43 protein-coding genes and 1 tRNA gene are annotated in these 20034 nt (G+C 48.9%); 36 read left to right on the top strand and 8 right to left on the bottom strand.

The window, feature by feature from the left end:
• The first annotated feature begins 90 nt into the window (after nt 1–90).
• Nucleotides 91–165: transfer RNA gene (locus ACTTK7_RS06840), tRNA-Arg, on the top strand.
• 48 nt (nt 166–213) lie between these two features.
• Here the strand turns inward: ACTTK7_RS06840 and ACTTK7_RS06835 are convergent.
• From ACTTK7_RS06835 to ACTTK7_RS06805, 7 genes are all read right to left on the bottom strand, one after another.
• Nucleotides 214–1374: a site-specific integrase gene (locus ACTTK7_RS06835; protein WP_462866857.1), complete on the bottom strand. Its 1161-nt coding sequence runs from the start codon at nt 1372–1374 to the stop codon at nt 214–216.
• A gap of 15 nt (nt 1375–1389) precedes the next feature.
• Complete coding sequence (locus tag ACTTK7_RS06830; RefSeq protein WP_462866855.1) at nt 1390–1848, bottom strand: ImmA/IrrE family metallo-endopeptidase; 459 nt, start codon at nt 1846–1848, stop codon at nt 1390–1392.
• Nucleotides 1849–1936: 88 nt separating this feature from the next.
• A complete protein-coding gene (locus tag ACTTK7_RS06825; protein WP_462866854.1) occupies nt 1937–2368 on the bottom strand; it encodes a hypothetical protein in 432 nt (143 codons plus the stop codon).
• A 1-nt stretch (nt 2369) separates the two neighbouring features.
• Nucleotides 2370–2714: a hypothetical protein gene (locus ACTTK7_RS06820; RefSeq protein ID WP_462866852.1), complete on the bottom strand. Its 345-nt coding sequence runs from the start codon at nt 2712–2714 to the stop codon at nt 2370–2372.
• A gap of 63 nt (nt 2715–2777) precedes the next feature.
• A complete protein-coding gene (locus ACTTK7_RS06815; RefSeq protein WP_462866851.1) occupies nt 2778–3407 on the bottom strand; it encodes an SHOCT domain-containing protein in 630 nt (209 codons plus the stop codon).
• 52 nt (nt 3408–3459) lie between these two features.
• Complete coding sequence (locus ACTTK7_RS06810) at nt 3460–4167, bottom strand: hypothetical protein (RefSeq protein WP_462866850.1); 708 nt, start codon at nt 4165–4167, stop codon at nt 3460–3462.
• A 78-nt stretch (nt 4168–4245) separates the two neighbouring features.
• The gene (locus tag ACTTK7_RS06805; protein ID WP_462866848.1) at nt 4246–4653 is read right to left on the bottom strand and encodes a helix-turn-helix domain-containing protein; all 408 of its coding nucleotides are present in this window, start codon (nt 4651–4653) and stop codon (nt 4246–4248) included.
• A 155-nt stretch (nt 4654–4808) separates the two neighbouring features.
• Between ACTTK7_RS06805 and ACTTK7_RS06800 the strand changes: the two genes are divergently transcribed.
• The 10 genes from ACTTK7_RS06800 to ACTTK7_RS06755 all read left to right on the top strand — a co-directional run bounded on the left by ACTTK7_RS06800 (nt 4809) and on the right by ACTTK7_RS06755 (nt 9171).
• Complete coding sequence (locus ACTTK7_RS06800; RefSeq protein ID WP_462866847.1) at nt 4809–5036, top strand: helix-turn-helix transcriptional regulator; 228 nt, start codon at nt 4809–4811, stop codon at nt 5034–5036.
• Between the two features lie 154 nt (nt 5037–5190).
• Entirely contained in the window at nt 5191–5904 is a 714-nt protein-coding gene (locus ACTTK7_RS06795; protein ID WP_462866845.1) for a phage antirepressor KilAC domain-containing protein, read from the top strand.
• Between the two features lie 12 nt (nt 5905–5916).
• On the top strand, nt 5917–6108 hold the full coding sequence (locus ACTTK7_RS06790) for a helix-turn-helix domain-containing protein (RefSeq protein WP_462866844.1): 192 nt from the start codon (nt 5917–5919) through the stop codon (nt 6106–6108).
• A 218-nt stretch (nt 6109–6326) separates the two neighbouring features.
• Entirely contained in the window at nt 6327–6911 is a 585-nt protein-coding gene (locus tag ACTTK7_RS06785; protein WP_462866842.1) for a hypothetical protein, read from the top strand.
• Nucleotides 6908–7042 carry a hypothetical protein gene (locus ACTTK7_RS06780; protein ID WP_462866841.1) on the top strand — a complete coding sequence of 45 codons (135 nt, stop codon included), beginning with the start codon at nt 6908–6910 and terminating at the stop codon, nt 7040–7042. The genes ACTTK7_RS06785 and ACTTK7_RS06780 overlap by 4 nt, the downstream gene beginning before the upstream one ends.
• A gap of 229 nt (nt 7043–7271) precedes the next feature.
• On the top strand, nt 7272–7613 hold the full coding sequence (locus ACTTK7_RS06775) for a hypothetical protein (protein ID WP_462866840.1): 342 nt from the start codon (nt 7272–7274) through the stop codon (nt 7611–7613).
• Nucleotides 7610–7780 (top strand): hypothetical protein, encoded by a 171-nt coding sequence (locus ACTTK7_RS06770; protein ID WP_462866838.1) that lies wholly within the window; start codon nt 7610–7612, stop codon nt 7778–7780. Before ACTTK7_RS06775 ends, ACTTK7_RS06770 begins: the two co-directional genes overlap by 4 nt.
• Nucleotides 7781–7843: 63 nt before the next feature.
• Nucleotides 7844–8032, top strand: coding sequence for a hypothetical protein (locus tag ACTTK7_RS06765; protein ID WP_462866837.1), 189 nt, complete (start codon nt 7844–7846; stop codon nt 8030–8032).
• A complete protein-coding gene (locus tag ACTTK7_RS06760) occupies nt 8029–8757 on the top strand; it encodes an ERF family protein (protein ID WP_462866836.1) in 729 nt (242 codons plus the stop codon). The genes ACTTK7_RS06765 and ACTTK7_RS06760 overlap by 4 nt, the downstream gene beginning before the upstream one ends.
• 3 nt (nt 8758–8760) lie before the next feature.
• Nucleotides 8761–9171: a single-stranded DNA-binding protein gene (locus ACTTK7_RS06755; RefSeq protein WP_462866835.1), complete on the top strand. Its 411-nt coding sequence runs from the start codon at nt 8761–8763 to the stop codon at nt 9169–9171.
• A gap of 22 nt (nt 9172–9193) precedes the next feature.
• On the opposite strand, the gene ACTTK7_RS06750 is transcribed toward ACTTK7_RS06755, so the two are convergent.
• The gene (locus ACTTK7_RS06750) at nt 9194–9355 is read right to left on the bottom strand and encodes a ribbon-helix-helix protein, CopG family (protein WP_462866834.1); all 162 of its coding nucleotides are present in this window, start codon (nt 9353–9355) and stop codon (nt 9194–9196) included.
• A 127-nt stretch (nt 9356–9482) separates the two neighbouring features.
• On the opposite strand from ACTTK7_RS06750, the gene ACTTK7_RS06745 reads away from it, so the two are divergent.
• The 25 genes from ACTTK7_RS06745 (at nt 9483) to ACTTK7_RS06625 (ending at nt 20033) form a co-directional block, all read left to right on the top strand.
• Nucleotides 9483–9647 (top strand): hypothetical protein, encoded by a 165-nt coding sequence (locus ACTTK7_RS06745; protein WP_462866832.1) that lies wholly within the window; start codon nt 9483–9485, stop codon nt 9645–9647.
• On the top strand, nt 9644–10144 hold the full coding sequence (locus ACTTK7_RS06740) for an HNH endonuclease (protein WP_462866830.1): 501 nt from the start codon (nt 9644–9646) through the stop codon (nt 10142–10144). The genes ACTTK7_RS06745 and ACTTK7_RS06740 overlap by 4 nt, the downstream gene beginning before the upstream one ends.
• 20 nt (nt 10145–10164) lie before the next feature.
• Nucleotides 10165–10974 (top strand): DUF4373 domain-containing protein, encoded by an 810-nt coding sequence (locus ACTTK7_RS06735; protein ID WP_462866828.1) that lies wholly within the window; start codon nt 10165–10167, stop codon nt 10972–10974.
• 24 nt (nt 10975–10998) lie between these two features.
• Nucleotides 10999–12345: a DnaB-like helicase C-terminal domain-containing protein gene (locus tag ACTTK7_RS06730; RefSeq protein ID WP_462866827.1), complete on the top strand. Its 1347-nt coding sequence runs from the start codon at nt 10999–11001 to the stop codon at nt 12343–12345.
• A 4-nt stretch (nt 12346–12349) separates the two neighbouring features.
• Nucleotides 12350–13339: a primase C-terminal domain-containing protein gene (locus ACTTK7_RS06725; RefSeq protein WP_462866825.1), complete on the top strand. Its 990-nt coding sequence runs from the start codon at nt 12350–12352 to the stop codon at nt 13337–13339.
• 13 nt (nt 13340–13352) lie between these two features.
• Nucleotides 13353–13583, top strand: a complete 231-nt coding sequence (locus tag ACTTK7_RS06720; protein ID WP_462866823.1) for a hypothetical protein — start codon at nt 13353–13355, stop codon at nt 13581–13583.
• Nucleotides 13583–13771 (top strand): hypothetical protein, encoded by a 189-nt coding sequence (locus tag ACTTK7_RS06715; RefSeq protein WP_462866822.1) that lies wholly within the window; start codon nt 13583–13585, stop codon nt 13769–13771. The genes ACTTK7_RS06720 and ACTTK7_RS06715 overlap by 1 nt, the downstream gene beginning before the upstream one ends.
• Nucleotides 13768–14007 (top strand): hypothetical protein, encoded by a 240-nt coding sequence (locus ACTTK7_RS06710; protein WP_462866821.1) that lies wholly within the window; start codon nt 13768–13770, stop codon nt 14005–14007. The genes ACTTK7_RS06715 and ACTTK7_RS06710 overlap by 4 nt, the downstream gene beginning before the upstream one ends.
• A complete protein-coding gene (locus tag ACTTK7_RS06705) occupies nt 13998–14171 on the top strand; it encodes a hypothetical protein (RefSeq protein WP_462866820.1) in 174 nt (57 codons plus the stop codon). Before ACTTK7_RS06710 ends, ACTTK7_RS06705 begins: the two co-directional genes overlap by 10 nt.
• 230 nt (nt 14172–14401) lie before the next feature.
• Entirely contained in the window at nt 14402–14965 is a 564-nt protein-coding gene (locus tag ACTTK7_RS06700; protein ID WP_462866818.1) for a hypothetical protein, read from the top strand.
• Between the two features lie 189 nt (nt 14966–15154).
• Nucleotides 15155–15649: a hypothetical protein gene (locus tag ACTTK7_RS06695; protein ID WP_462866816.1), complete on the top strand. Its 495-nt coding sequence runs from the start codon at nt 15155–15157 to the stop codon at nt 15647–15649.
• A gap of 13 nt (nt 15650–15662) precedes the next feature.
• Entirely contained in the window at nt 15663–16082 is a 420-nt protein-coding gene (locus ACTTK7_RS06690) for a hypothetical protein (protein ID WP_462866814.1), read from the top strand.
• A gap of 13 nt (nt 16083–16095) precedes the next feature.
• Entirely contained in the window at nt 16096–16377 is a 282-nt protein-coding gene (locus ACTTK7_RS06685; protein WP_462866812.1) for a helix-turn-helix domain-containing protein, read from the top strand.
• Between the two features lie 35 nt (nt 16378–16412).
• Nucleotides 16413–16643, top strand: a complete 231-nt coding sequence (locus ACTTK7_RS06680) for a hypothetical protein (protein ID WP_462866810.1) — start codon at nt 16413–16415, stop codon at nt 16641–16643.
• Nucleotides 16640–17158, top strand: a complete 519-nt coding sequence (gene dut, locus ACTTK7_RS06675; RefSeq protein WP_462866808.1) for a dUTP diphosphatase — start codon at nt 16640–16642, stop codon at nt 17156–17158. The genes ACTTK7_RS06680 and dut overlap by 4 nt, the downstream gene beginning before the upstream one ends.
• Before the next feature lie 12 nt (nt 17159–17170).
• The gene (locus ACTTK7_RS06670; RefSeq protein ID WP_462866806.1) at nt 17171–17347 is read left to right on the top strand and encodes a hypothetical protein; all 177 of its coding nucleotides are present in this window, start codon (nt 17171–17173) and stop codon (nt 17345–17347) included.
• Nucleotide 17348: 1 nt separating this feature from the next.
• Nucleotides 17349–17528, top strand: coding sequence for a hypothetical protein (locus ACTTK7_RS06665; RefSeq protein ID WP_462866805.1), 180 nt, complete (start codon nt 17349–17351; stop codon nt 17526–17528).
• Nucleotides 17506–17802, top strand: a complete 297-nt coding sequence (locus ACTTK7_RS06660) for a hypothetical protein (RefSeq protein ID WP_462866803.1) — start codon at nt 17506–17508, stop codon at nt 17800–17802. The genes ACTTK7_RS06665 and ACTTK7_RS06660 overlap by 23 nt, the downstream gene beginning before the upstream one ends.
• 2 nt (nt 17803–17804) lie before the next feature.
• Nucleotides 17805–17984: a hypothetical protein gene (locus tag ACTTK7_RS06655; RefSeq protein ID WP_462866802.1), complete on the top strand. Its 180-nt coding sequence runs from the start codon at nt 17805–17807 to the stop codon at nt 17982–17984.
• Between the two features lie 22 nt (nt 17985–18006).
• On the top strand, nt 18007–18213 hold the full coding sequence (locus tag ACTTK7_RS06650; RefSeq protein WP_462866801.1) for a hypothetical protein: 207 nt from the start codon (nt 18007–18009) through the stop codon (nt 18211–18213).
• A gap of 108 nt (nt 18214–18321) precedes the next feature.
• A complete protein-coding gene (locus ACTTK7_RS06645; RefSeq protein ID WP_462866799.1) occupies nt 18322–18897 on the top strand; it encodes a hypothetical protein in 576 nt (191 codons plus the stop codon).
• A 15-nt stretch (nt 18898–18912) separates the two neighbouring features.
• Nucleotides 18913–19173 carry a hypothetical protein gene (locus ACTTK7_RS06640; protein WP_462866798.1) on the top strand — a complete coding sequence of 87 codons (261 nt, stop codon included), beginning with the start codon at nt 18913–18915 and terminating at the stop codon, nt 19171–19173.
• Nucleotides 19174–19365, top strand: a complete 192-nt coding sequence (locus ACTTK7_RS06635; RefSeq protein ID WP_462866797.1) for a hypothetical protein — start codon at nt 19174–19176, stop codon at nt 19363–19365.
• Complete coding sequence (locus tag ACTTK7_RS06630) at nt 19366–19515, top strand: hypothetical protein (RefSeq protein WP_462866795.1); 150 nt, start codon at nt 19366–19368, stop codon at nt 19513–19515.
• A 71-nt stretch (nt 19516–19586) separates the two neighbouring features.
• Nucleotides 19587–20033, top strand: coding sequence for a hypothetical protein (locus ACTTK7_RS06625; RefSeq protein ID WP_462866793.1), 447 nt, complete (start codon nt 19587–19589; stop codon nt 20031–20033).
• Nucleotide 20034: the final 1 nt, after the last annotated feature.

The raw sequence follows: 20034 nt of genomic DNA, 5'->3' as shown, positions 1-20034 counted from the left end.
TTGAAAGGAAATCTTGACAATGAGTGCATTTCCACGTATTCTTACATTTGTCTTTGTTCGTCGCAGCAAAGGTCATAGTTATTCACATAAGCCCTAGTAGCTCAGGGGAAGAGCAACAGCCTCCTAAGCTGTAGGTCGCAGGTTCGAACCCTGCCTAGGGCGCCACTTTCAAGACTTTTAAGAAACCCATTGGGGCAGAATTGGGGCAGGATTTTATTTTTCGCCCTCATTTGTGTGAAAAAACTCGTTAAATTGATCCGCCGACACCCGGTCCACTTCGACCACCTGATGCCCGTACACATCCATCGTGGTATGAATGTTGGCGTGCCGTGCCCGTTCACTGATGGACTTCATTGGCAGGTTGCGTCCGATGAGGAAGGTGATCGACATATGCCGCAGGTCATGGAAGCGGACAGCCGGTAACTCATATTTCTTAATAAAGCGCCGCCACCATTGGCTGACGGAATCCGGGCGCATGGGTCTGCCCGTGACATCCGCAAACACAAACGACCGTTCCGTCGTCCACGCGTCTCCCATCTGGAGGCGCGTTTTTTTATTGTGCTGGATCTTTTTCTGCAGCTTCCGGGTTAATCCTTCGGGAATCGCCGCTGTGCCGGTGAGGTGGTTCTTGATGCTTTTGACCGTGACGCCTTCGCCTTTCACATCCGTCAGCGACTGCTCAAAGGTGATGGTGTGCTCTGTGGCATCCACGTGCTTGGCTTCGAGCGCCGCAATCTCTCCCTGGCGCGCACTGGTCACAAACGCCAGCCAGAACAGCAGCTGCTTGTCCTCCGGCTCATGCTCAATCGCCTGCGTGAGTTGTTCCAGGATGGACGCCCCGTGCTGAAACGCCGCTTTCTTCTTCGGCGGCTGCTTCGGCTTCGCGTGTTTCGATGGATCGCTCGCAATCAACTGCCACTTGTGCGCCACACTGAGCAGGCTGTGAAACGCCTTGTAGTGATTGAGTACCGTGTGGGCACTGAGCGTTGTGCCGTCCGCTTTGGGCTTCTGCAACTCGTTCACGTAGCTCACCACATGGATCGGCTTAATCTCCTGCAGCGTCATGCGCCCGTACTTCGGCAACACATGCCCTTCGATGATGAGCTCGTAGTTGTACAGCGTTTTCGGGCTGTACGTTTTCTGCGCAAACTCCGTGTGCCACGTGTCGTAGTATTGCCGCAGCGTGAGCTTATCCGGGCGTTGATACGTGCCGCCCAAAATCTCCGACTCAAACACCGCCAGCTGCTTTTTCGCCTCGGTCTTGTTCTTCGCTTCCACGGTGCGCCGTTCTCTTATCATATCCCCGTTTTCCTCGTAGCCCGTGACCACTGTGAGCCGCCACCGATTCGTGCCGCGTTTTTCGATGCTTCCCATGCTGTTCCTCCTTCCTTAAAAGTAATGGTATTCCAGCAGCTTGCGCTCATACATGTCCAATCGCTTCTGCGCAAACCGTTTCGTTACCCCGTACCGTGCCATGATCGTGTGAATGGCCTCCGTCCGGCAGAACGGCAAATCATCCTCCACCAACATAAACGACGGTACACAGAAATGATACATAAAATACTCAGCTTTGTATTCCAGAAACTTCACGTATTCGATGTATAAGAGGCGATGGTCACCGCTATCTTGCAGATAGTGTGCCAATTCATGCCCGAATGCTTGCCACTCTTCCGCTATGGTACCGCTCTCAATTAAAATGATTTCATTGCGAATGTAAGAGGCAGGTGCTCCGGTGATTACTCGTATGCCTAATTCTTTTGTGATGTTTTCGATGCTCATTTCTCTGTCTAGTTCATGAAAGTAGTATAGCTTTTGAATGTATTGCTCCAATTCGTTCAGCTGATACATGTGCTCACCCCTGTAATCTCTCTTTTTATAAGAACTCACGTTCGTGTTTTTGGCTAAAATAATAGGCCATATCGGCATAAGATATAGCCTAATTTATCGCCTGAAAAATGTTGATTATTCCTCCTATGGCACCAATTGCTGCTGGTATTAACACAACGATTGCCCAAATTTGAACACCTTTAATTTTATTATCCACATGTTTCTCAGTAGCTAATTCATTGTTTTTAATTTCTTCTCCTATAACCGTTCGTACCGCATTAGCATCTGGCAAATCATCTAATTTCTTTTCAATTCTATCGAGAGTTCTGGAAGAATGGTCGATGTCTTTGTTTATAGCTTTTACGTCTCCCTCGATATTACCTAAACGTTGGTAAACACTTCGATCAAATTCATGATTATCGTCCATATCTCTCGCCCCCGTTCCATCTATTCTTTGAATTTCTCTTGAATCCATTGTATCATCTTTCTTTTTAGAAGAGGGGAAAGAGAGTATTTTATTTGTTTTATCTTCTTTATCCATACTACCCTCGCTCCTGGCAATAAAAATAAGAAATGTTAGTGTCTAATAATAACCCTTCGTCATCATATAAACTAGTTATTAAAGACATAGCTTCTTTATCGTTGCAAGTGAATTTCGCGCTAGTGATTAAAGGCATACTGATAAGTCCATCATCATCAATTTTCACATTAGGGGTCGTTTTATCGAACGAACTGCCTTCTTTCATGTTTACCAAAGCAATTCGAGTCCCTGATTCCGTTTCTAAAATAGATTGAAAACGATATTTTTTATTTTCTTGAGCGCGGTATAGATAAAATAAAATATCTACTGATGCAGGCTCTCCTTTTTTAAAATTCACCAGTGGCATGATTTCGTCCCCCTCAGCCACATATGAATATAACAATTTCTCTTTAAACATAATATCCTCCAGTCATTTCAACAACTTCGCTTTCTCCGCTTCAAATTCTTCTTCCGATAAAATTCCTTTTTCCTTTAGTTCATGGATGCGTTCGATCTCGGCGTATTTGTCGTGACTGATTTCTTTTTCTGACTTTTTCTTTGTTTCTTTTTCATAGGTTTTATTATCAATCATTTCCCTGAACTTATTAAGTAAAGGATTTCCGTCTTTTTCGGTATTGATCGTGTGATATTCATGCTTGTAGCGACCTGCATGTAAAGTTAATTTATTTTTTGCCATTCCATGCGGTTTTACATCATATTTTTTTACTTTTTCTAATGGAGCAGTTTCTTCAAAAACACCATCGCGTCCCTGGTGAATAAAATGAAGGTTTTCAGTTGTTAACACTAACGCGCCATCGAATTTCATATTATGTATGTCGCCGTGGTTAGCAAGAGTAAAGGCGGCTACAGTATCATTTTCTTTGCAAACATGATCGACAAAACGAATAATTGAATGCGAACCACCAGCATATTTCGCAATTTCTTTTTCTGTAGGTAGTCTGCCTAAAAGGCGATCCAGACTCAAAGCATATTTTTCCATAAAAGCTTCTTGGCGTTCTTTTTTCTCCTGCTTCTTTTTGCTGTTACCAAACAGCCCCATCTTATTCACCTCGATCCGATATTAAAAAGCCCTGCATTAAGCAGGGGCAAATTTAATTTAGAGAAATCTCTTCATCAATTTCTTCAGCGCCTTCAACAGGTTCAAAATTTTCGTCTGTGGCTGGATCAATGATCATTCGAACCGTCTCAATCTCTTCAGGGCTTGAACTTTCTAAAAGATAAATAGCGTTTGATTCTTGCGTGACAGGGCCATTAAATTCAGAATCAACGAATTCCGAGAAAAAACCGTCTGATTCAAGTTGCTCGCCCGTATTTGTCGTTATCGTTGCCATGTCTGGCATAAAAGAAACCGTGTCTTCGGAAGTGTTTTCGGTTGTCATATTAATTTGGATATAATCTAATTGATCATCGTCCATTTCTAATATTTCTTGATACTCCTCATTGACTGTGCCCGAAGCTACGATAACATTATTAACCGTGGTTTCCATAGGTCCAGAAGTGAATGACGTCGGTTCATCAACACGGCTGACTACTTCGAACTCTCCAGCTTCCGTTTCAACTGTTTCACCTTCGGCGGTTTCTACTTCGTCATTACCAGAGCTGCCATCCGCCTCTTCGGTTTCAGAAGATTCTTCGTTATCATTTGACTCGTTATTACCATCGTTTTCGGAAGACTCTTCATTATTCGATTCTTCTGAAGAGCTATTACCTTCTCCAGAGCCGGAACTGTCCTCGCTTCCGCAAGCAGTGGCAATTAGCGTAAGCGACGCTACCCCCGTAGCTAACAAATACTTTTTCATGGAATTTCCCCCTATATATGTAAGTGATGAATCCTCTTCATTGTAGACAGTAGTCCTATGATGCTCAATAGGCCATTGTTACTCTCCGCGGCTTTTCTTATATTCTTCCCATTCTAATATGCGCTCGATCTCGTCCTTCTGCTCCTGCGTCAGGCTCTCGTACCGGTGCGCAAACTCCCGCGTCTCGTTGCTAAGGTTATTCATGCCGTGCTTCTCGCGGAACTCGGCCTTTTCTTTCTCGAATTGTTCTTGTTCCTGAGTGAGATCGCGGTTGTCAGAGCGACCAAGGAGGTAATCAGTGGTGACTTTGAAGTAATCTGCTATATCAGACAAAGTATCAAAATCAGGATTTCGCCTTCCTTGTTCATACATTGCGTAGGTTGTTCTCCCGACGCCTAAACGTTTTGCCAATTCTGTTTGATTTAACCCAACCTCTTTTCGTAAGGAGTAAAGCCTTTCTTTTAGCATTGTAACTTCTCCTATCATAGTTTACTCACTCCTATTATATAGACACATAAAGTGTCAAATAAAGTTTTTACACAAAAAGTGTATTAATTTTCGAAAAGGGGTTTACATGACACGAATTGTGTATTATGATTAAATCAACAAATGACACGAAAGGTGTCAGGAAGGAGGTTGCAATGAGAAAATGGCTACTGGACATCAGAAAACAAAAAGGACTTACTCAAGAGGATGTAGCCAAGAAAATAGGTGTTTCAAGAAATGCTTACGCTATGATAGAACGCGGCGATAGAGGTGTCACGGTTAGTAACGCTAAAAAAATAGCTGGCCTTTTCGAGTTTAATTGGACTATTTTTTTTGAAAATGAGTGTCACGAATCGTGTAAAAAACAAAAACAAACTTCCTAAAGAGGTGATTCCATGCACGGCCTGTACTGCTTCTGCAAACACGGACGCTGGCGCATTACCTCCAAAACGATTCCGAAAGATCGCACCTTACTAACGTACAAATGCCGAACGTGTAACACCGTGAAATACGCAATCTTAGAAGGAGTTGAATAACATGAACGAACTAATTAAAACTACAGAAACTGCATCCGGAGATATTGTCGTTTCAGGCCGAGAACTTCATGAATATTTAGAAGTGCCAACACCTTACTCCATTTGGATCGAACGCATGATTGGTTACGGCTTTGAAGAAGAATCAGACTTTATAACATTTTTGTTAGAAAGTACAGGCGGCCGAAGAAGACAAGACCATCACTTGAAACTTGATATGGCTAAAGAACTCGCCATGCTTCAACGAACCGAACGAGGCAAAGAAGCTCGTCAATATTTCATTAAAGTCGAAAAGATGTGGAACGATCCCGAAATGGTCATCAAGCGTGCGATGGATTACCAGCAAAAGAAGATCAGCACATTGGAAGAACAGATCGCGCTAGATTCTCCTTATACGAACTATGGAAAGCAAGTATCGGCAAGTGACGGTTCTATAAACGTTGGAGCATTTTGCAAACTCATTTACGACAAACATGGAATAAACATCGGTAGAAACAAAATGTTCCAGTGGTTACGTGATCGAGGTTATCTCATTAAAACCGGCAAGGAACGCAACGATCCAAAGCAACGATATTTGGAGCAGGGGCTTTTTGAATCAGTGCCGCGAGTCATATCAGCGAATGACCATAAAGACAAACATCGAAACACAACTTATATCACTGGAAAAGGACAAGTGAGATTAGTCGAAGCCTTAAAAAACGAACTACAACCTAACTAAAGGAGGCCCACCATGCGAGAAACCATGAATGCCCGCGAAGCCGCCGACTACCTCGGCGTTTGCAAGGACACGATGTACACGATGGCGAAGCGCGGCGAGATTTACCACTTCCGCCCACGGGGCCGGGTGATGTTTCGCCGCAGCTCCTTGGACCGCTGGATGGACGAACAGGAAGCCAAAAGCATGACCACCGATGCGATATAAAACACCGCCTGCCGGGCAAGCAGACGGCTTCCTCAAAAGGAGGACGAGCACATGAGCGAACATGAGCTGGCACAACAGCTGAAGCAGTTCCCGCCGGGCGAGCAAGAACGACTACTCGAACAGCTGCGAGCCACATTCAGCACCGAGTCGGGCGAATGACCCGATGCTGTACTACTAATATACCGCGTAACCCGCACTAACAAAAGGAGGAGATAACCATGCAGTCTATCTATGCCCCGGACCGCTTAGCAGCACTCATGAGCGGAGGCAGACGAAAGAAAGGCTATTCGCAAGCACGAATGGCGCAGCTACTCAGCAAACAGACGCACCGCACCATCACCCAACGGGCCGTATCCTACTGGGAGAACGGCCACAACGACCAACTCTATGCCGATGTGATTGCAGCCTGGTTCACGATCACCGAAGAACGAGAAAACTGGGACGCCTACGAGCACATGACCGGCTACGATCCACTGGACGTACCACCCATTCACCCGAGCATGAACCAGCGGGCGATGGACACGAGCCACAACCTCATGCAGCAGATGCGAGAAGCCAATGAGAGCCTGCAGGAGTTGATGGAACTCATCCGCACGGAGAAACGTCCCGGACGGATGCTCGAGCTGCAGGGCAAGGCAAATTTGCTCCTCAAGCAGGTGTTCGATGTCATTCCGGCGGTGGAGAGCTTCTTCTACGCAATGGAACGCGAAACGGACGTGAGTATTCCCGACGTGACGAGCTTGTGGGTGCAGAAAACACAGGCGGATGGATTACTGCTGAAGATTGGAGAGGAGGGCGCATGATGAGGCACTGGGATTTCACCGACTACTGCACGATCAGCTTAGGCATCGGCGCCCTGGCATTCATCTTTGTCGCAGCCGGACCCCCACACTGGGAAGGCATCGCATGGATGATCGAAACCCTGAGCAACTAAAAAAGCGCCACGCCTAAGGGGATAGGCGGCGCTTGGAGGAAATTCCACTTCTTATTATACCACGGAGGGATCACACATGACTATACGCGATTTAGGCGCCCACGAAAGCCCATACGGCCATTTGATGAACGACCCGGTGAACACGCCGGAATATTACTGCGAACACTGTGAGACGCCGCTATTACCCGCAGAACGGCAACTCTGCAAGGAATGTGAGGAGGACAACTGAATGGAGAAACTACGAGCGAAATGGACTATTGAAATGGTAAAGCACCACAAAATATCGGTAGAAGCAGAGAACATGAACGATCCCGAAACAGCTAGTGAGCATGGCGGTATCTCGGATGCTTATGAGCAAGTTATCCGCGACACAGACGCTTATAACGAGTATTTAAGCACCGTTATCGCAGAGATCACGGAAAAGCAACGCCAAGCAGAAGAACATTACCATATCGCTTTGCACGGGAAGAAAATGCAAGACATTCCGCACCTGGGCGATAAAGCAAAGATACTCCGAGGCATTCGCGACAAGCTCCATAAATTGCAGTACATGAAGGAGGTGAAAACATGAGCCCTGCCACCGACTTCCGGCTCAACCAACGGTGGGACGACCTCACCGACCGGCAACGCTACCACGCCATCGACAAGCTGATCCATCGGCTGGAGTGGGAAGCCCTCGACGATCCGACGCTGAAGCAATACCTGGAGGAAGCGCTCCGCCAGGTAGAACGCAAATAGCCCGCTGCGGACACAGCGAGCGGAGAAAGACTCTACGTCTCAAGTATACCACAGGAGGACAGCATGGAAGAAGCCATTAAGGATATAAAAAAGACGCTGCGGCGTGAACGGTACGGCGTGGATATGCTCGACAGCGAGAAGCACAAGCTCGAGTCCCGCCTGCAGGACATTGAGAAGGAACGCCAGCAAGCCGAGCAGATCATCCATGACTATGAAGCAGTATTACAAACATTGGAGGTTGACGAAGAATGACAGAAGAACGAAAGCTCGTAAAGAAACTAGCGGAAATCATGAACGAGGTACAGCGCATCCCGAAGAACGGCTTCAATAACTTCAATAAATATAACTATGCCACAGAGAGCGACGTGCAGGATCATGTCCGTGCTTTCCTGGCGGACCGTTCCATCATCATGCTTTCTGATGTGGTGGAGCATAACCTACGGGAGCACAAGAACCGCAGCGGCAACACCGAGTATATCAATATGGTTCGCCTGGCAGTCACATTTATGGACGGTGAAACCGGAGAAACGATCACCTTTCACAGCGTCGGAGAAGGACAGGACAGCGGCGATAAAGGCTATTACAAGGCAATCACCGGCGCTCAGAAATACGCCATCATGAAAGCCTTTATGATCCCAACTGGCGATGACCCTGAACAAGACAAGCCACAGAATAAGCCGCAGCAGAAAACGCAGAGCAAACCGCAACAGCAAAACAAGCCGCAGCCTTCCCGCAGGGAAATGAAAGAGGAGCAGAGCACCGACGCACCAAAAGCCACCGCCCAGCAAAAGAACAAGCTCCGGGCGGATGCGAAGAAACTAGCCGAGGCACGAAACACGCAGGTCGCGATGGTATTCCAGCACTTGAAGATTGGCGATCTTGAAGCGATCACGCAAGCACAGGCGACGGAAGCACTTGGCACCCTGGAAAAATGGAACGAGCAAGCAAACAATTCTAAAGAAAAGCAGGAGGCATAACACATGAATGTATTTGCAGGAGTAGGACGTATGACAGCAGATCCACAGTTGAATTACACGGGGAATGGCACGGCGGTATGCAACTTCCGTATCGCCATCAACCGTCCCTTCAAGAATCAGCAAGGCGAGTACGAGGCCGATTTCCTGAACTGCGTGGTATGGCGGCAAGCGGCAGAAGCCGTCGCCAACTACACGAAGAAAGGCAGCCTGGTTAGTGTGAATGGTTCGGTGCAGAGCCGCAGCTACGAGAACAACGACGGGCAGCGCGTGAACGTGGTGGAAGTACGAGCCGACAATGTGAATTTCTTAGAAAAACCGGACCGCAGCAAGAACGGCGAGGAAAGCAAGAGCGTAAGCAACGATGATCCGTTTGACGGCAGCAAGGTAGATGATAACCAGGAACTCCCGTTCTAAGAGCATAAAAAAGAAGGAGGCCTCAGCGGTTCTCCTTCTGCTCTTTCTCTAATTGATCGAGTCTTTCTTCCATTAACAGTTCCATTTGCTTGGATATGCCGCGCCGTTCTTTTTCTGCCATACGTTCGACGCGTTCATACACCGAGTGATCAATACGCAACGTAAACCGTTTCTGATCTGACATCTTATCGCTCCTTTTGGTGTCTCTTTGATGTCATTATATGACGGATGTAAAAAAAGAGCAAACGTTTATTGTTCAACGGTTGACGTCATGAGTTGAACAGTGTATTATAAGAGTAGGAGGTGACGTCATGAATACAACAAAAGACGTCAAGACAAACTTCTCCTTCCGTGCCGACAAACAGCTTAGTGACCGCCTGCGGTATGAAGCTCTGCGGCAAGGAATGAGCAAGAATGAATTGATAACCGCAGCTGTACAAGATTACCTGAACAAGCAGAAAGGGCGGGTTGGATGAGTTTTCATTCAAGCTATGAGGTAGAAAATGGTGACATTATGATTTCCCTTTTGATTTTCTCTTGCGATCACTGCGCAGAACAAATACATGAATCATGGCCTAGATACCAGGACGGAGATTATCACCTATGCACGGACTGCGCCCTTAAACAAGGTAAATTCACCGCTGAAGAATATTTATCGTCAAGAGGTATGTTTGGAGACTTCCAAGTCGCGATTGACGATGAAGGTGACATTCAAGTATGGAAAGGCGATAACCCTATACCTCCTTGGAAACGAAAAGGAAAAGAGCAAAGAAATAGTCTCGCTTATAGACAATGGAGAACAAGGGTTTTTGAACGAGATGATTACACTTGTCAGCATTGCCACGAACGAGGTGGCGAGCTTAATGCTCACCATATTAAACCGTTCGCTAAGTATAAGAAAGATCGATATAAGATCAACAATGGCATCACACTTTGCATTGATTGCCATAGAGAAGAACACCGGAAGAAATAGCAGCAAAGGAGGACGGGCACATGGCGCGACCAGCAAAACAGGGCATGGATTACTTTCCACATGATGTAGACGCAGCAAACGACGAAAAAATAGAAGCTCTACGAATGATACACGGAAACGATGGCTACGTTTTCTATTTCATACTCTTAGAGCGTATATATCGCACCAATAACTTCGAGTTAGAAGTTTCTGACGCAGAAACTATTCAGTTACTTTCCAAAAAGTTAGATGTAACTACGGAGAAATTCAACAGCATGTTAGAAACATCCCTCAAATGGGGGTGCTTTGATCGAGAAAAATACGAAAATGAACGCGTTTTAACCAGTGATGGAGTGAAGAAACGATCCCGCGGAGTCGTGGAAAAGCGCGAAAACATGCGGAAACGATACAAAGAAAACGTTTCTGAAGCAGAAACTACCCAGAATGACACAGTTTCTGAACACAAAGAAAAGAAAAGTAAAGAAAAGAAAAGTAAAGATAATACCGCGGAGCATGAAGTAGCGTTTGAGGAATTTTGGAGTTATTACCCCCGGAAGAAAGAAAAGCAAAATGCAAAAAAGAGTTTTATCTCTCGTCTGACGACGAAGGGCAAAGATCGCCAGGCAACAGCAGAAGAAATGATACGTGGCGCAAAGAACTATGCCGAAGAGGTGAACAAACACGGCACAGAGGCACGATTCATTAAGCATGGAGCAAGTTTCCTTAATCAACGAGCTTTCGACGATTACCAGGAGGATTACGAACAAAAAAACTATGTCGATCCGCATGAGAAGTACCGAGACGATTCCATTGATGCAGACCCGGAACTCCTCGGCATTGGTTTGAAGTAAGGCAAAGGACAGAAGGTGGGAGACATGGAGCAGCGAGAACCAGTAAATGAACGGGCGGAGTTAGCCATTCTTGGCGCAATGATTAATGACGAACAGGCACGATATGAAATTATTTCCGACCTGGAAGCGGATCACTTCACCTCCGATGACCGCCGCAACTTGTATGAGCATATTGGTTACATGGCGGACGGAAGGTACATCGACTTGGCGATGGTGGAGAACAGCACCAAAGATAACCGCATCAAGCACATGGCACGCACCGTCGATGGTCATTACATTGACCGCGAGCACTACAAGCAAGACATGCAGCAGGTACAGACGGCGCAGAAAGAACGGCAGCTGCATCGCATGTTGAACCGCGGATTGTATCAGCTCTCCGTCGGAAGTGAAGTCGAAACCATATCCAACGGCATTACCAGCAGTTTAAGCAGCCTGATTGGATTGAAAACGGACAACTCGATCCTTATGCCGCAACCGACAGCAGAAAAGCATCTGGAAGCCTACCGGGAACGACGGCGCAACCCGGATGCTGCTTACGGATTACGGTACAGTACGACCTCTAACGGCCGCGTTGTTGGCTTTCCTACGATGGATGAAAACACCCTCGGCGGGAAGAAAGGCGACCTGGTACTGCTCGGAGCGGAAACGGGCGTGGGGAAAACGGCGCTCGGCATCAATATCATGCGCAACTTCTCCGTGTTCCAGGACCATGTCGGCTACTACCTCAACACGGAAATGAGCGAGGATGAAATGGTGCAACGGATCGTATCGCCGATTGCTGGCGTATCCGTGAAAGAGATCATGTCCGGGCGACTGGAAGGCAGCAGCGAAACGCAACTCGAAAAGGATGGACGCATTGAATCCGCCATGAACCGATACGCACAATCAAACGCCATTATTTCCGAATTACCGGGACTGACCGTACCGCAAATACGAGGACTGGCGAAGCAAATTCAGCTGCAACACGGCAAGCTGGACTATCTCATTATCGACTATGTGCAGCGTCTGACGGATGTACACCCAACGCCACGAAAAGAACATGAGTTTCTGAAAGAAGCAACCAAGCAGATCAAGGAGATTGCCCGGGAGTTTCAGATCCCCATTTACATCATGGCGCAGCGAAACTTTGAAGGGTATCTCGAAGGTGCGAAAGCCATGAAAAACGAGTGCGATGTCGTGTACTACATCGAACCATTGACCAGCGAGGATAATGACCTGATCCGGCAAAAGTACAAAGACGACAAGCAAGCGCAAAAGGTGAATTACAAGATCAGCAAGGAAAAGGTACGGCGGGATAGTGACCGTTATCCGATTTACGTCAATTTTGACAAAAAACATCAGTACATTAACGAAGTCTTGCAGGAGGCGTAGGGCGATGAATTATCCAGAGTATCACTACGTGGAAACAGCGAACAATGGACCGCAGAATCGCAACAACGTCATGAACGTGCGGGCGGTCCGCAACTACCAGGGCCACACCGATATGTATATGACCTATTTCCGGTACAACGCCGAAGCGATTGATTATTTCGAGGAACACCGAACGCTTGGCAAGTTTCAAGGACCGGCGTATGCGGACTGGATGCCGATTGACATTGACGCCAAGGACTTGGTGCAGGCGCAGGATCAAGCCCGGGAGCTGATTGAACGACTGGAGGATTACGGCATTGACCGCAACACCTGCCGGTACTACTTCTCCGGCTCCAAAGGGTTTCATATTATGATTCCCTCCGGCGTGATGGATGCGCAGCCCGATCCGATGATTCACAAACGTTTCCGCAAAGTGGCACAGTACATTGCCAAAGGATTGGCGATTGATACAGGCATCTATGACAAAACGCGCCTATTCCGGCTGCCCAACACAATCAACAGCAAAAGCGGCCTGTTCAAAGTTGAGTTGTATGACTTCCAGGTGGCGCATGGCACAATGAAAGACATTTTCGAGTTAGCGGAGACGCCGGGCGAGCGATTAGACATTGAAGAAGATTACGATGTTGTGCCGGAACTCGCAGAATTGTTCCACGAACCGATTGAGGTGAACACCGCCAAAGAAAACAACGGCAAAACCTCCACGTACATCTGTATGCAGACGATGATGACGAAAGGCGTGGCGGACGGGGAGCGCAACAACGGCGCGATCCGGGTAGCGACGCACCTGCAAAAGCATGGCCTGAATCCCACGATGGTATGGACAGCGCTGGATGAATGGAACAAGCGCAACGATCCGCCAATGGAGGATGACCGCCTGGAGCTGGTGTATGAGCAGAGTTTCAACCAGTATCACTACGGCTGCCATGACCCAATGATGGTGGAACGGTGCGACCCGGACTGCGTGTTCTATAAACCGGAATGGAATCGATTCTAAGGAGGACGAACGCATGAGCGAAAAAGAATGGCCGCTAGTCCAAGATGCAAACGATGCAGAAACGTATTTTGAACAATGGAAACAAGCGAAAATTCAAAAGTTTTCAGAAGAAGGCATGAGTGTGCCGAAACTGGAGGAACTGCTAAAAGAAGCGTATATCAAAGGACACAAAGTCGGACACACCCGTGGCGAACATTTTATCCGTTTGAACTACGGCGTGTATCGAGAGGAGGGGCGACTGTAATGCAGGACACAATCAGAAATGCCGCCGACTACGTGCAGGATTGCAACGAAAAGTACCAAGCATCCAAAGGAACGGACGGTCAAATGTACCGGCGAGGAAAGATGGACGCTGTGCTCGACATGATCGAAGAAGTAGGGATCAAAAAGGAAGTATTTGCAGAGTTGCGAAAGCGCGGCGTTCAGCTATGAGAGCACAGGAAGTATGCTGCGAGATTTGGCTGCGCGGCGGCTACATTGACCCGCAGGCCCTCCTGCTGGAGTTCGATGAGCCGAGCATCCGTGCAGGTATCCAGCAGTACGCCCAGGAACGATGGGCGGCGCGGGAAGCCTTCGGGCATGGCACGATTCCCAAGCATGTGCGGCGCAAGCAGGCACGGCAGCGATGGCAGGAGCGATACCGGGAGGTGGCAAGCGTATGGCCGTAACCGCATGGACCGAAGACGCGCAGCGCGTGTACGACTACATGCAGGCGCAGGGGCGGGCGGTGAGCGTGGACGAGCTGCAAGCCGTGTTTCCCGAGGTGCGGCTGCGGGATGTGGCGCACGCCGTGTACCTGGAGCAGATGCAGGAGAAAGGGGTGGGAGGATGAAACGACTCATGGTATCTGGACGCCGTCCTGGGAAAACGAAGTCCTTCTTGGAGCAGTTAGACAAGCATATGGCCGACAAACCATTCCGCGATAGTTTGCAGACCATTCTCCGAGAAGCCGGAGAGGAGATTCAATAGAAAGCCAAAGAGCAAAAGCCACAGCCAAAGATATGGACATTCCATTGCGACGGAGAGTCGGCAGAAGAAATAAACGAGCAAAGGAGCGAGACGATGGAAACGTACAGTTTGCCGGAAGCGTTAGCGTTAGCGAAAACAAAACCGGGACAATTATTCAAAGACAAGGACGGGCGCGAAGTGATTTTCGATGATAACGATGCCTTGAAAGGGTGGGAGTACCTGTACGCGAACGGTGAAAAGACATTTATCCGGGATACGAATTTGTGGTATGAAGAACAGCCGGAGATTCAAGAAGGTGACTGGATTCGATTCAACGATGAGCATACGGAGCTTCACGGTTCTTATGCCCAGGTGACATTAGGTGATGAGAAAAACGGCATCACGGCTCATTTCTTGAACTCCAGTCAAGCATTCATGGGTAACTGCGGCACATTCTTCAAGAAGCATGTCGAGAAGATCACCGATGAACGAGCGCTGATGTTCTTGAACGCAGGACGTAAGCCGGGTGAATGGAGAGCGGGCGACATTTTCCAGACGAGTGAAGGGCAGCCGTTAAGAGTTGTGCCGAAAGATGCGCAGCATTCGCCTTATGAAGACTGGGGAGCAAAGCTCATCTGCTTCGTCGAAGACCGCAAGGACCGAGGTGACACGCCATGACCGAGCATTACAAGGGGCGCGTTGCCTGGGAGACGATCAAGCCCTTTGAGCTTACCTTCAACCTCGGCAACGCCTAGGAGGCGATAGAGAAGGCGCAGGGACGTCCGGCGGACGTTACTGGATAAAATGTACTCAAAAGGAATAAATAGGCGCACAGCAAGCGCACAGAAACGCAGAGAGGGTGTTTGGATGACCAAAGTGTATTACATCGAGCCGCAGCATTTTGATGAAGCGAAAGCGAATGGGATTGACGCCGAGCGATTGCGTCAGCGGGTCTACAAGCTCGGTTGGGACATTGAGGATGCTGTTCGTTTGCCGTTGCAATGGAGTGTATCGGAAGGAGCAAAACAAGCCGTGGCGAACGGCATTAACCGGAGTACCTACCATGCCCGCATTCATCAGTATGGCTGGTCGGTGGAAGATGCCAGCACGATTCCTCCGGCAACGCATAAAGAAGTGACAGCGAAAGCGAATCGAGCCAGGAAGCGCGTCTTCACGGATGAGGAATTGCAGCAGGCGCGCAGGCTGGGGTTATCGGATCAACGTTTGTACCAGCGCATGAAAAAAGGGTGGAGTAAAGAGGAAGCGGTGAGCACGCCATTGATCGCAGAGAAAGACCGCAAGCCAGTGCACAACTACTTCCGGCAAGTGATTCAGGGCGACTGCAATCGACAAAAAGCATAAGGAGGACGGGCCGATGGGCGAAAAAGGGCGACCAAGCAAACTATTCACACGGACGGAACGACAAGAAGCGGAAGCCAACGGCATATCGTATCACACGCTAAATGATCGCTATTACCGTGGGTGGAGCAAGTATGACGCGATTACCACGCCACTCCGGCAAAAACCCTACAAGTATTGGGAGAAGGTGGCGGTCGAAAACGGCATCAAAGCGAATACCTTCATCAGTCGGGTGCGTCGCGGCATGAGCGAGAAAGATGCGGCGACCATTGTGGACTTAAAAGCCGAACGCAAGCGACAACCGCCGCCGGAGCCACAGGACGATACCCCGCGCAAGATCAAAGCGGAAGAAGGGACGGCACCGCTCGAAGTGGTAGCCAAAAAATACAACGTCGAGCCAGAGTTTGTGCAGGACGTATGGAGATATTTTGCTTAGAGGAGGCGAAAGCATGAGCATCTGGGATAAATCATTCGGAGAACTAATCCACCATATCCGCACTATGCACGGGTTAAGCACACGAGAAGTTGCCCGGCGGGCAGGTATTTCTCACGCTTATCTCTCGCAGATTGAGAGCAATAGATATTCTCCAAAGCCGGAACAACTAAGAAAACTGGCGGTTGGATTAAATTTCTCTTACCTCCGATTAATGATCGAAGCGGGGTACATCCGAGAGGAAGAGATCGAAGCGTTCAACATGGAATGGAAATTCGAGAAGGAGGGACAACCATGAGCCGCGTCACAACGACCCACTGGGACATCGACGAGATGCACAACTACATTGAGAGCCTGAAAAGCCCGGCGATGCGGCGCAACGAAGCGCGACTGACCGACCGGGTGATCCGGCAGCAGCTGCGGATGCGGGCCAGCACTGCGGACATTGCGGAAACGTTCGGTGTGAGCATCGGCTTTGTGAATGAGCGCAAGCGGGCGATGGGCTATAAGATTACCAACCTACTATATGCGAAGACCACGAAAGGCGGAGGAGAGAAAGCATGAACATCAACGTCAAGAAACTGCATGAGGACGCGGTGCTTCCGACGTATGCCACCGCAGGAAGCGCCGGCTTTGACCTGTACGCCCTGGAAGAAACGGTCGTTGATCCGGGCGAAACGACATTAATCCGCACGGGGTTAGCGTTGGATATACCGGAAGGCTACGAGGTGCAGATCCGTCCACGGTCGGGGTTATCGCTCAAGACGAAGCTGCGGATCGTCAATGCACCCGGCACGATTGACAGCGACTACACGGACGAGGTGCAGGTGATTATGGAGAACGTGAGCTTTGATTCGAGACTGACCGCCACGTATCCAACAACAGAAAACGAGGATGGCACAGAAAAAATCGTCCACTTTGATCAAGGGCGAACGTACCCAGTAGCAAGAGAAACCATTGCAAAGCACCAGCGGATCGCTCAGGGCGTCTTGAAACCCGTGCCAAGGGCAACGTTCACGGAAGTGGCAGACATCGACGAGACGGAGCGCACAGGCGGTTTTGGGAGCACCGGCAAATAAAGGAGGGCGACCATGATAACGAATAAAGATCACATGACCAACGACCTGAATGTATTCAAACTTCGCGTACATGGCGTAAGAGAAGACTTCAAAAAGCATGGTGACTGGGAGGAGCTTGAGAAGGAACTGAAATTGTTAAAACGTGATGTGTACTACATGCAGAAAGCTAGCAAACAATGGAGGAAATAACATGCTAAAGCAAGCCAAGCAGTATGAGGTGCTGTACCGCCCCGGACGGTGGAAGCGGTGGGAGCATTGCACGATTGTTCCCGCCGAGCGCCTTCCGGTGGTGGAAGCGTACATCGAGCGACAGAAACAGCAGAAGTGCATGAAAGTGAGGCGGTTGCGTGGGGAAGGCAAGCAGAGATAAAGGACAACGCAGAGAGCGAGAATTTGCAGAGCTGGTCGGGGGACAACGCGTTCCCCTCTCCGGCGCACAAGAAGGCTATCAGAACGACGTGACAGCGTTTGGATTGGAATGGGAGGTTAAAGCACGGAAGACAGGTTGGAAGACGCTGTACGACCTGCTAGAAGACGAGAGAGAGCAGCCAGACGCATTGGCATTGAAAGCGGATCGGAAAGACTGGCTGATTGTGATGAAGGCAGAGGATTTTAAGCGGTTGATGGATGAGAAGGAGGACTAAGCATGGATATGTTCAGCAATCAGCAGTGGGAACAAACAGCATCCGCGATTCGAGATACCGTATCGATGGAAGTGAAGTATTTTGAAGAGTGCAAGAAGCAAGGATATAGCCGGGAGGAAGCACTGGCAAGTGCACGCTCCTACATTCGAGCGATGCTGCACGCGGGCAATGCGGACGACTAATCCAAGCAAAGGGGCGAGGCACATGAGCTATGAACCAGGCACGCGGGTATTCAGTGAGGTGCGGCAGGTATGGGGCGTGGTGATTCATACGGACGAGCGGCGGAAACCCGGCAGCTACTGGGTGAAGTTCACGCCGACGCGGCACGGGTGGTGTCATCATACCGACCTGTGGGAGCCGGGCGAGTTGATGGACTATGCGTGGGATCGGCACAAGGCGGGGCAGATATGAGCAGACTACGAGTGGACGTACAAGCCAATGAGGACGCCACAGCGAAGAATTGGCGACGATTGCGGCGTAGGTATTGGAAGGTATGCCGAGAGGCAGAGGAGGGCAAGCATGGCAAAAACAGAACTCACCAGGAAATTAGAAAATGATTTGTACAAGCATACGCAAAAGATGGGCACCTTCAGCTGTTTTGAGGTAACAATCGGCTTTGGCGGTAACGAACGAGTGGACTACATGACATATGACACGAAAGGGATATGGCGGTGCTATGAGATCAAGGTATCGGTATCTGATTTCCGTAGCAAGGCAAAGAACACCTTCTGCGGACACTATAACTATTATGTGATGCCAAGAGAGTTGTACGACAAGGTGAAAGATGAAATACCTGCTGATATTGGCGTGTTCGATGGGTATGCGAGCATCAAACGAGCAACCAAGCAACAGCCAACAGTCGATGAGGAAACGCTCAAGCAGTCGATGATTCGCTCCCTCTCCCGACAATTCGACAAGCTGATGAAAAGTGAAGATCCGTTTTATACAGAACGAATGGAACAGAAAGTAAGAGAAGCGCAGAAGTCAGAGAAATTGGCGCACGAAAGGTATACAGAGTTGGAAAAGACGTTTCGGGAGAGGGTCAATAATCGCGTAGAGCAATGGAAAGAGAGGCTAACGCAACAAACCAACTAGAAGGAGGACGAGTAGATGAAATATCGGAAGAAGCCAGTAATTATTGAAGCGCAGCAGTATCAAAAGTACGGGCATTTGGTCAAAGGGATGTGCAAATCCCGGTCATGCTTTCAAGAGGTGAACAGTGAACCGCATGTGCATACGATTCACGATGGGCAGACCGTCAATTTAGAAGTAGGCGATTACGTTGTGCCGGAGCCGGATGGGAAGCACTTTTACCCTATTAAGCCGGATGTATTCGAGGCAACGTATGAGCCTGTCGAGGAGGACGAGTAAATGTACATTCATTTATACGCATCGCCTGTACAAGCACATCGGATCTCTTTAGGAAAGTCCGGGGTTTGTTATACCAAAGAGCATGCGCAGGAAGAAGACATTCACGTTAGTTTTTCTATGAGTTTGTACAAAGTAAAAGCGTTAGAACCAACGCCGGGTCATTACACTGTTAAACGAGGGAGGGATGAGTAAATGGTGATCGCGTTTCAGGTGGTGCTGCTGCTTATGTTTGCGATTGGATTGATGGGTGCGGCAGCGGCGGAGAAAGAGCACCAGGAACCGATGCTGGGATTGGCATTGGCAAGCATGGCGGCGTTGCTGGTGAGCCTGTTCGTTTTATAGAGACAAAAAAGCCGCCCTCTCTCAAGGACGGAACCGTCACTTCCATTATACATTACTTGAGGGGGCAGCGCATGATTAATTTGGGCGAACAGCGGGCGAATGAGGAAAAAGCACAAGAAACGAAAGACATCCTCACATGGATTGGAAACTACCGGCAGAACAAGCAATGGATCAAGGAAATCTACGCGGCCTACAGGTTGATTACGAGCCGCGGACAGGTGGCACAGTATGAAGGCGCGGATATGCCGAAGGCCCAAGGGGGCGGTCATAGCGATCATACGGCGGATGAAGCTGCGACATTGATGATGCAGGATGCACTGTTAGATAACTTGGAGCATCAAGTCCGATACATTGAGCACCGGCAGCATCGGATTACGAGCGAACGTCACGCGATGGCGTTTCAACTCCGGCTGCAAGAGTACGATCATTTCCAGATTGCGCAGGTACTTGGGTGCCAACAACGGCGGGTGTATGAGTTATTGCGGGAATGTGCGAAGATGTTACAAGGAGGAGAATAGC

It is taken from the genome of Marinococcus tarijensis (assembly GCF_054971385.1).
Note: the sequence above shows the minus strand (reverse complement) of the source record. Positions and strands in the feature narration are given on the sequence as shown.

Coding starts and splice junctions, on each gene's coding strand:
- ACTTK7_RS06835 (WP_462866857.1), bottom strand. CDS start 1,374: ATGGGAAGCATCGAAAAACGCGGCACGAATCGGTGGCGGCTCACAGTG.
- ACTTK7_RS06830 (WP_462866855.1), bottom strand. CDS start 1,848: ATGTATCAGCTGAACGAATTGGAGCAATACATTCAAAAGCTATACTAC.
- ACTTK7_RS06825 (WP_462866854.1), bottom strand. CDS start 2,368: ATGGATAAAGAAGATAAAACAAATAAAATACTCTCTTTCCCCTCTTCT.
- ACTTK7_RS06820 (WP_462866852.1), bottom strand. CDS start 2,714: ATGCCACTGGTGAATTTTAAAAAAGGAGAGCCTGCATCAGTAGATATT.
- ACTTK7_RS06815 (WP_462866851.1), bottom strand. CDS start 3,407: ATGGGGCTGTTTGGTAACAGCAAAAAGAAGCAGGAGAAAAAAGAACGC.
- ACTTK7_RS06810 (WP_462866850.1), bottom strand. CDS start 4,167: ATGAAAAAGTATTTGTTAGCTACGGGGGTAGCGTCGCTTACGCTAATT.
- ACTTK7_RS06805 (WP_462866848.1), bottom strand. CDS start 4,653: ATGATAGGAGAAGTTACAATGCTAAAAGAAAGGCTTTACTCCTTACGA.
- ACTTK7_RS06800 (WP_462866847.1), top strand. CDS start 4,809: ATGAGAAAATGGCTACTGGACATCAGAAAACAAAAAGGACTTACTCAA.
- ACTTK7_RS06795 (WP_462866845.1), top strand. CDS start 5,191: ATGAACGAACTAATTAAAACTACAGAAACTGCATCCGGAGATATTGTC.
- ACTTK7_RS06790 (WP_462866844.1), top strand. CDS start 5,917: ATGCGAGAAACCATGAATGCCCGCGAAGCCGCCGACTACCTCGGCGTT.
- ACTTK7_RS06785 (WP_462866842.1), top strand. CDS start 6,327: ATGCAGTCTATCTATGCCCCGGACCGCTTAGCAGCACTCATGAGCGGA.
- ACTTK7_RS06780 (WP_462866841.1), top strand. CDS start 6,908: ATGATGAGGCACTGGGATTTCACCGACTACTGCACGATCAGCTTAGGC.
- ACTTK7_RS06775 (WP_462866840.1), top strand. CDS start 7,272: ATGGAGAAACTACGAGCGAAATGGACTATTGAAATGGTAAAGCACCAC.
- ACTTK7_RS06770 (WP_462866838.1), top strand. CDS start 7,610: ATGAGCCCTGCCACCGACTTCCGGCTCAACCAACGGTGGGACGACCTC.
- ACTTK7_RS06765 (WP_462866837.1), top strand. CDS start 7,844: ATGGAAGAAGCCATTAAGGATATAAAAAAGACGCTGCGGCGTGAACGG.
- ACTTK7_RS06760 (WP_462866836.1), top strand. CDS start 8,029: ATGACAGAAGAACGAAAGCTCGTAAAGAAACTAGCGGAAATCATGAAC.
- ACTTK7_RS06755 (WP_462866835.1), top strand. CDS start 8,761: ATGAATGTATTTGCAGGAGTAGGACGTATGACAGCAGATCCACAGTTG.
- ACTTK7_RS06750 (WP_462866834.1), bottom strand. CDS start 9,355: ATGTCAGATCAGAAACGGTTTACGTTGCGTATTGATCACTCGGTGTAT.
- ACTTK7_RS06745 (WP_462866832.1), top strand. CDS start 9,483: ATGAATACAACAAAAGACGTCAAGACAAACTTCTCCTTCCGTGCCGAC.
- ACTTK7_RS06740 (WP_462866830.1), top strand. CDS start 9,644: ATGAGTTTTCATTCAAGCTATGAGGTAGAAAATGGTGACATTATGATT.
- ACTTK7_RS06735 (WP_462866828.1), top strand. CDS start 10,165: ATGGCGCGACCAGCAAAACAGGGCATGGATTACTTTCCACATGATGTA.
- ACTTK7_RS06730 (WP_462866827.1), top strand. CDS start 10,999: ATGGAGCAGCGAGAACCAGTAAATGAACGGGCGGAGTTAGCCATTCTT.
- ACTTK7_RS06725 (WP_462866825.1), top strand. CDS start 12,350: ATGAATTATCCAGAGTATCACTACGTGGAAACAGCGAACAATGGACCG.
- ACTTK7_RS06720 (WP_462866823.1), top strand. CDS start 13,353: ATGAGCGAAAAAGAATGGCCGCTAGTCCAAGATGCAAACGATGCAGAA.
- ACTTK7_RS06715 (WP_462866822.1), top strand. CDS start 13,583: ATGCAGGACACAATCAGAAATGCCGCCGACTACGTGCAGGATTGCAAC.
- ACTTK7_RS06710 (WP_462866821.1), top strand. CDS start 13,768: ATGAGAGCACAGGAAGTATGCTGCGAGATTTGGCTGCGCGGCGGCTAC.
- ACTTK7_RS06705 (WP_462866820.1), top strand. CDS start 13,998: ATGGCCGTAACCGCATGGACCGAAGACGCGCAGCGCGTGTACGACTAC.
- ACTTK7_RS06700 (WP_462866818.1), top strand. CDS start 14,402: ATGGAAACGTACAGTTTGCCGGAAGCGTTAGCGTTAGCGAAAACAAAA.
- ACTTK7_RS06695 (WP_462866816.1), top strand. CDS start 15,155: ATGACCAAAGTGTATTACATCGAGCCGCAGCATTTTGATGAAGCGAAA.
- ACTTK7_RS06690 (WP_462866814.1), top strand. CDS start 15,663: ATGGGCGAAAAAGGGCGACCAAGCAAACTATTCACACGGACGGAACGA.
- ACTTK7_RS06685 (WP_462866812.1), top strand. CDS start 16,096: ATGAGCATCTGGGATAAATCATTCGGAGAACTAATCCACCATATCCGC.
- ACTTK7_RS06680 (WP_462866810.1), top strand. CDS start 16,413: ATGCACAACTACATTGAGAGCCTGAAAAGCCCGGCGATGCGGCGCAAC.
- dut (WP_462866808.1), top strand. CDS start 16,640: ATGAACATCAACGTCAAGAAACTGCATGAGGACGCGGTGCTTCCGACG.
- ACTTK7_RS06670 (WP_462866806.1), top strand. CDS start 17,171: ATGATAACGAATAAAGATCACATGACCAACGACCTGAATGTATTCAAA.
- ACTTK7_RS06665 (WP_462866805.1), top strand. CDS start 17,349: ATGCTAAAGCAAGCCAAGCAGTATGAGGTGCTGTACCGCCCCGGACGG.
- ACTTK7_RS06655 (WP_462866802.1), top strand. CDS start 17,805: ATGGATATGTTCAGCAATCAGCAGTGGGAACAAACAGCATCCGCGATT.
- ACTTK7_RS06650 (WP_462866801.1), top strand. CDS start 18,007: ATGAGCTATGAACCAGGCACGCGGGTATTCAGTGAGGTGCGGCAGGTA.
- ACTTK7_RS06645 (WP_462866799.1), top strand. CDS start 18,322: ATGGCAAAAACAGAACTCACCAGGAAATTAGAAAATGATTTGTACAAG.
- ACTTK7_RS06640 (WP_462866798.1), top strand. CDS start 18,913: ATGAAATATCGGAAGAAGCCAGTAATTATTGAAGCGCAGCAGTATCAA.
- ACTTK7_RS06635 (WP_462866797.1), top strand. CDS start 19,174: ATGTACATTCATTTATACGCATCGCCTGTACAAGCACATCGGATCTCT.
- ACTTK7_RS06630 (WP_462866795.1), top strand. CDS start 19,366: ATGGTGATCGCGTTTCAGGTGGTGCTGCTGCTTATGTTTGCGATTGGA.
- ACTTK7_RS06625 (WP_462866793.1), top strand. CDS start 19,587: ATGATTAATTTGGGCGAACAGCGGGCGAATGAGGAAAAAGCACAAGAA.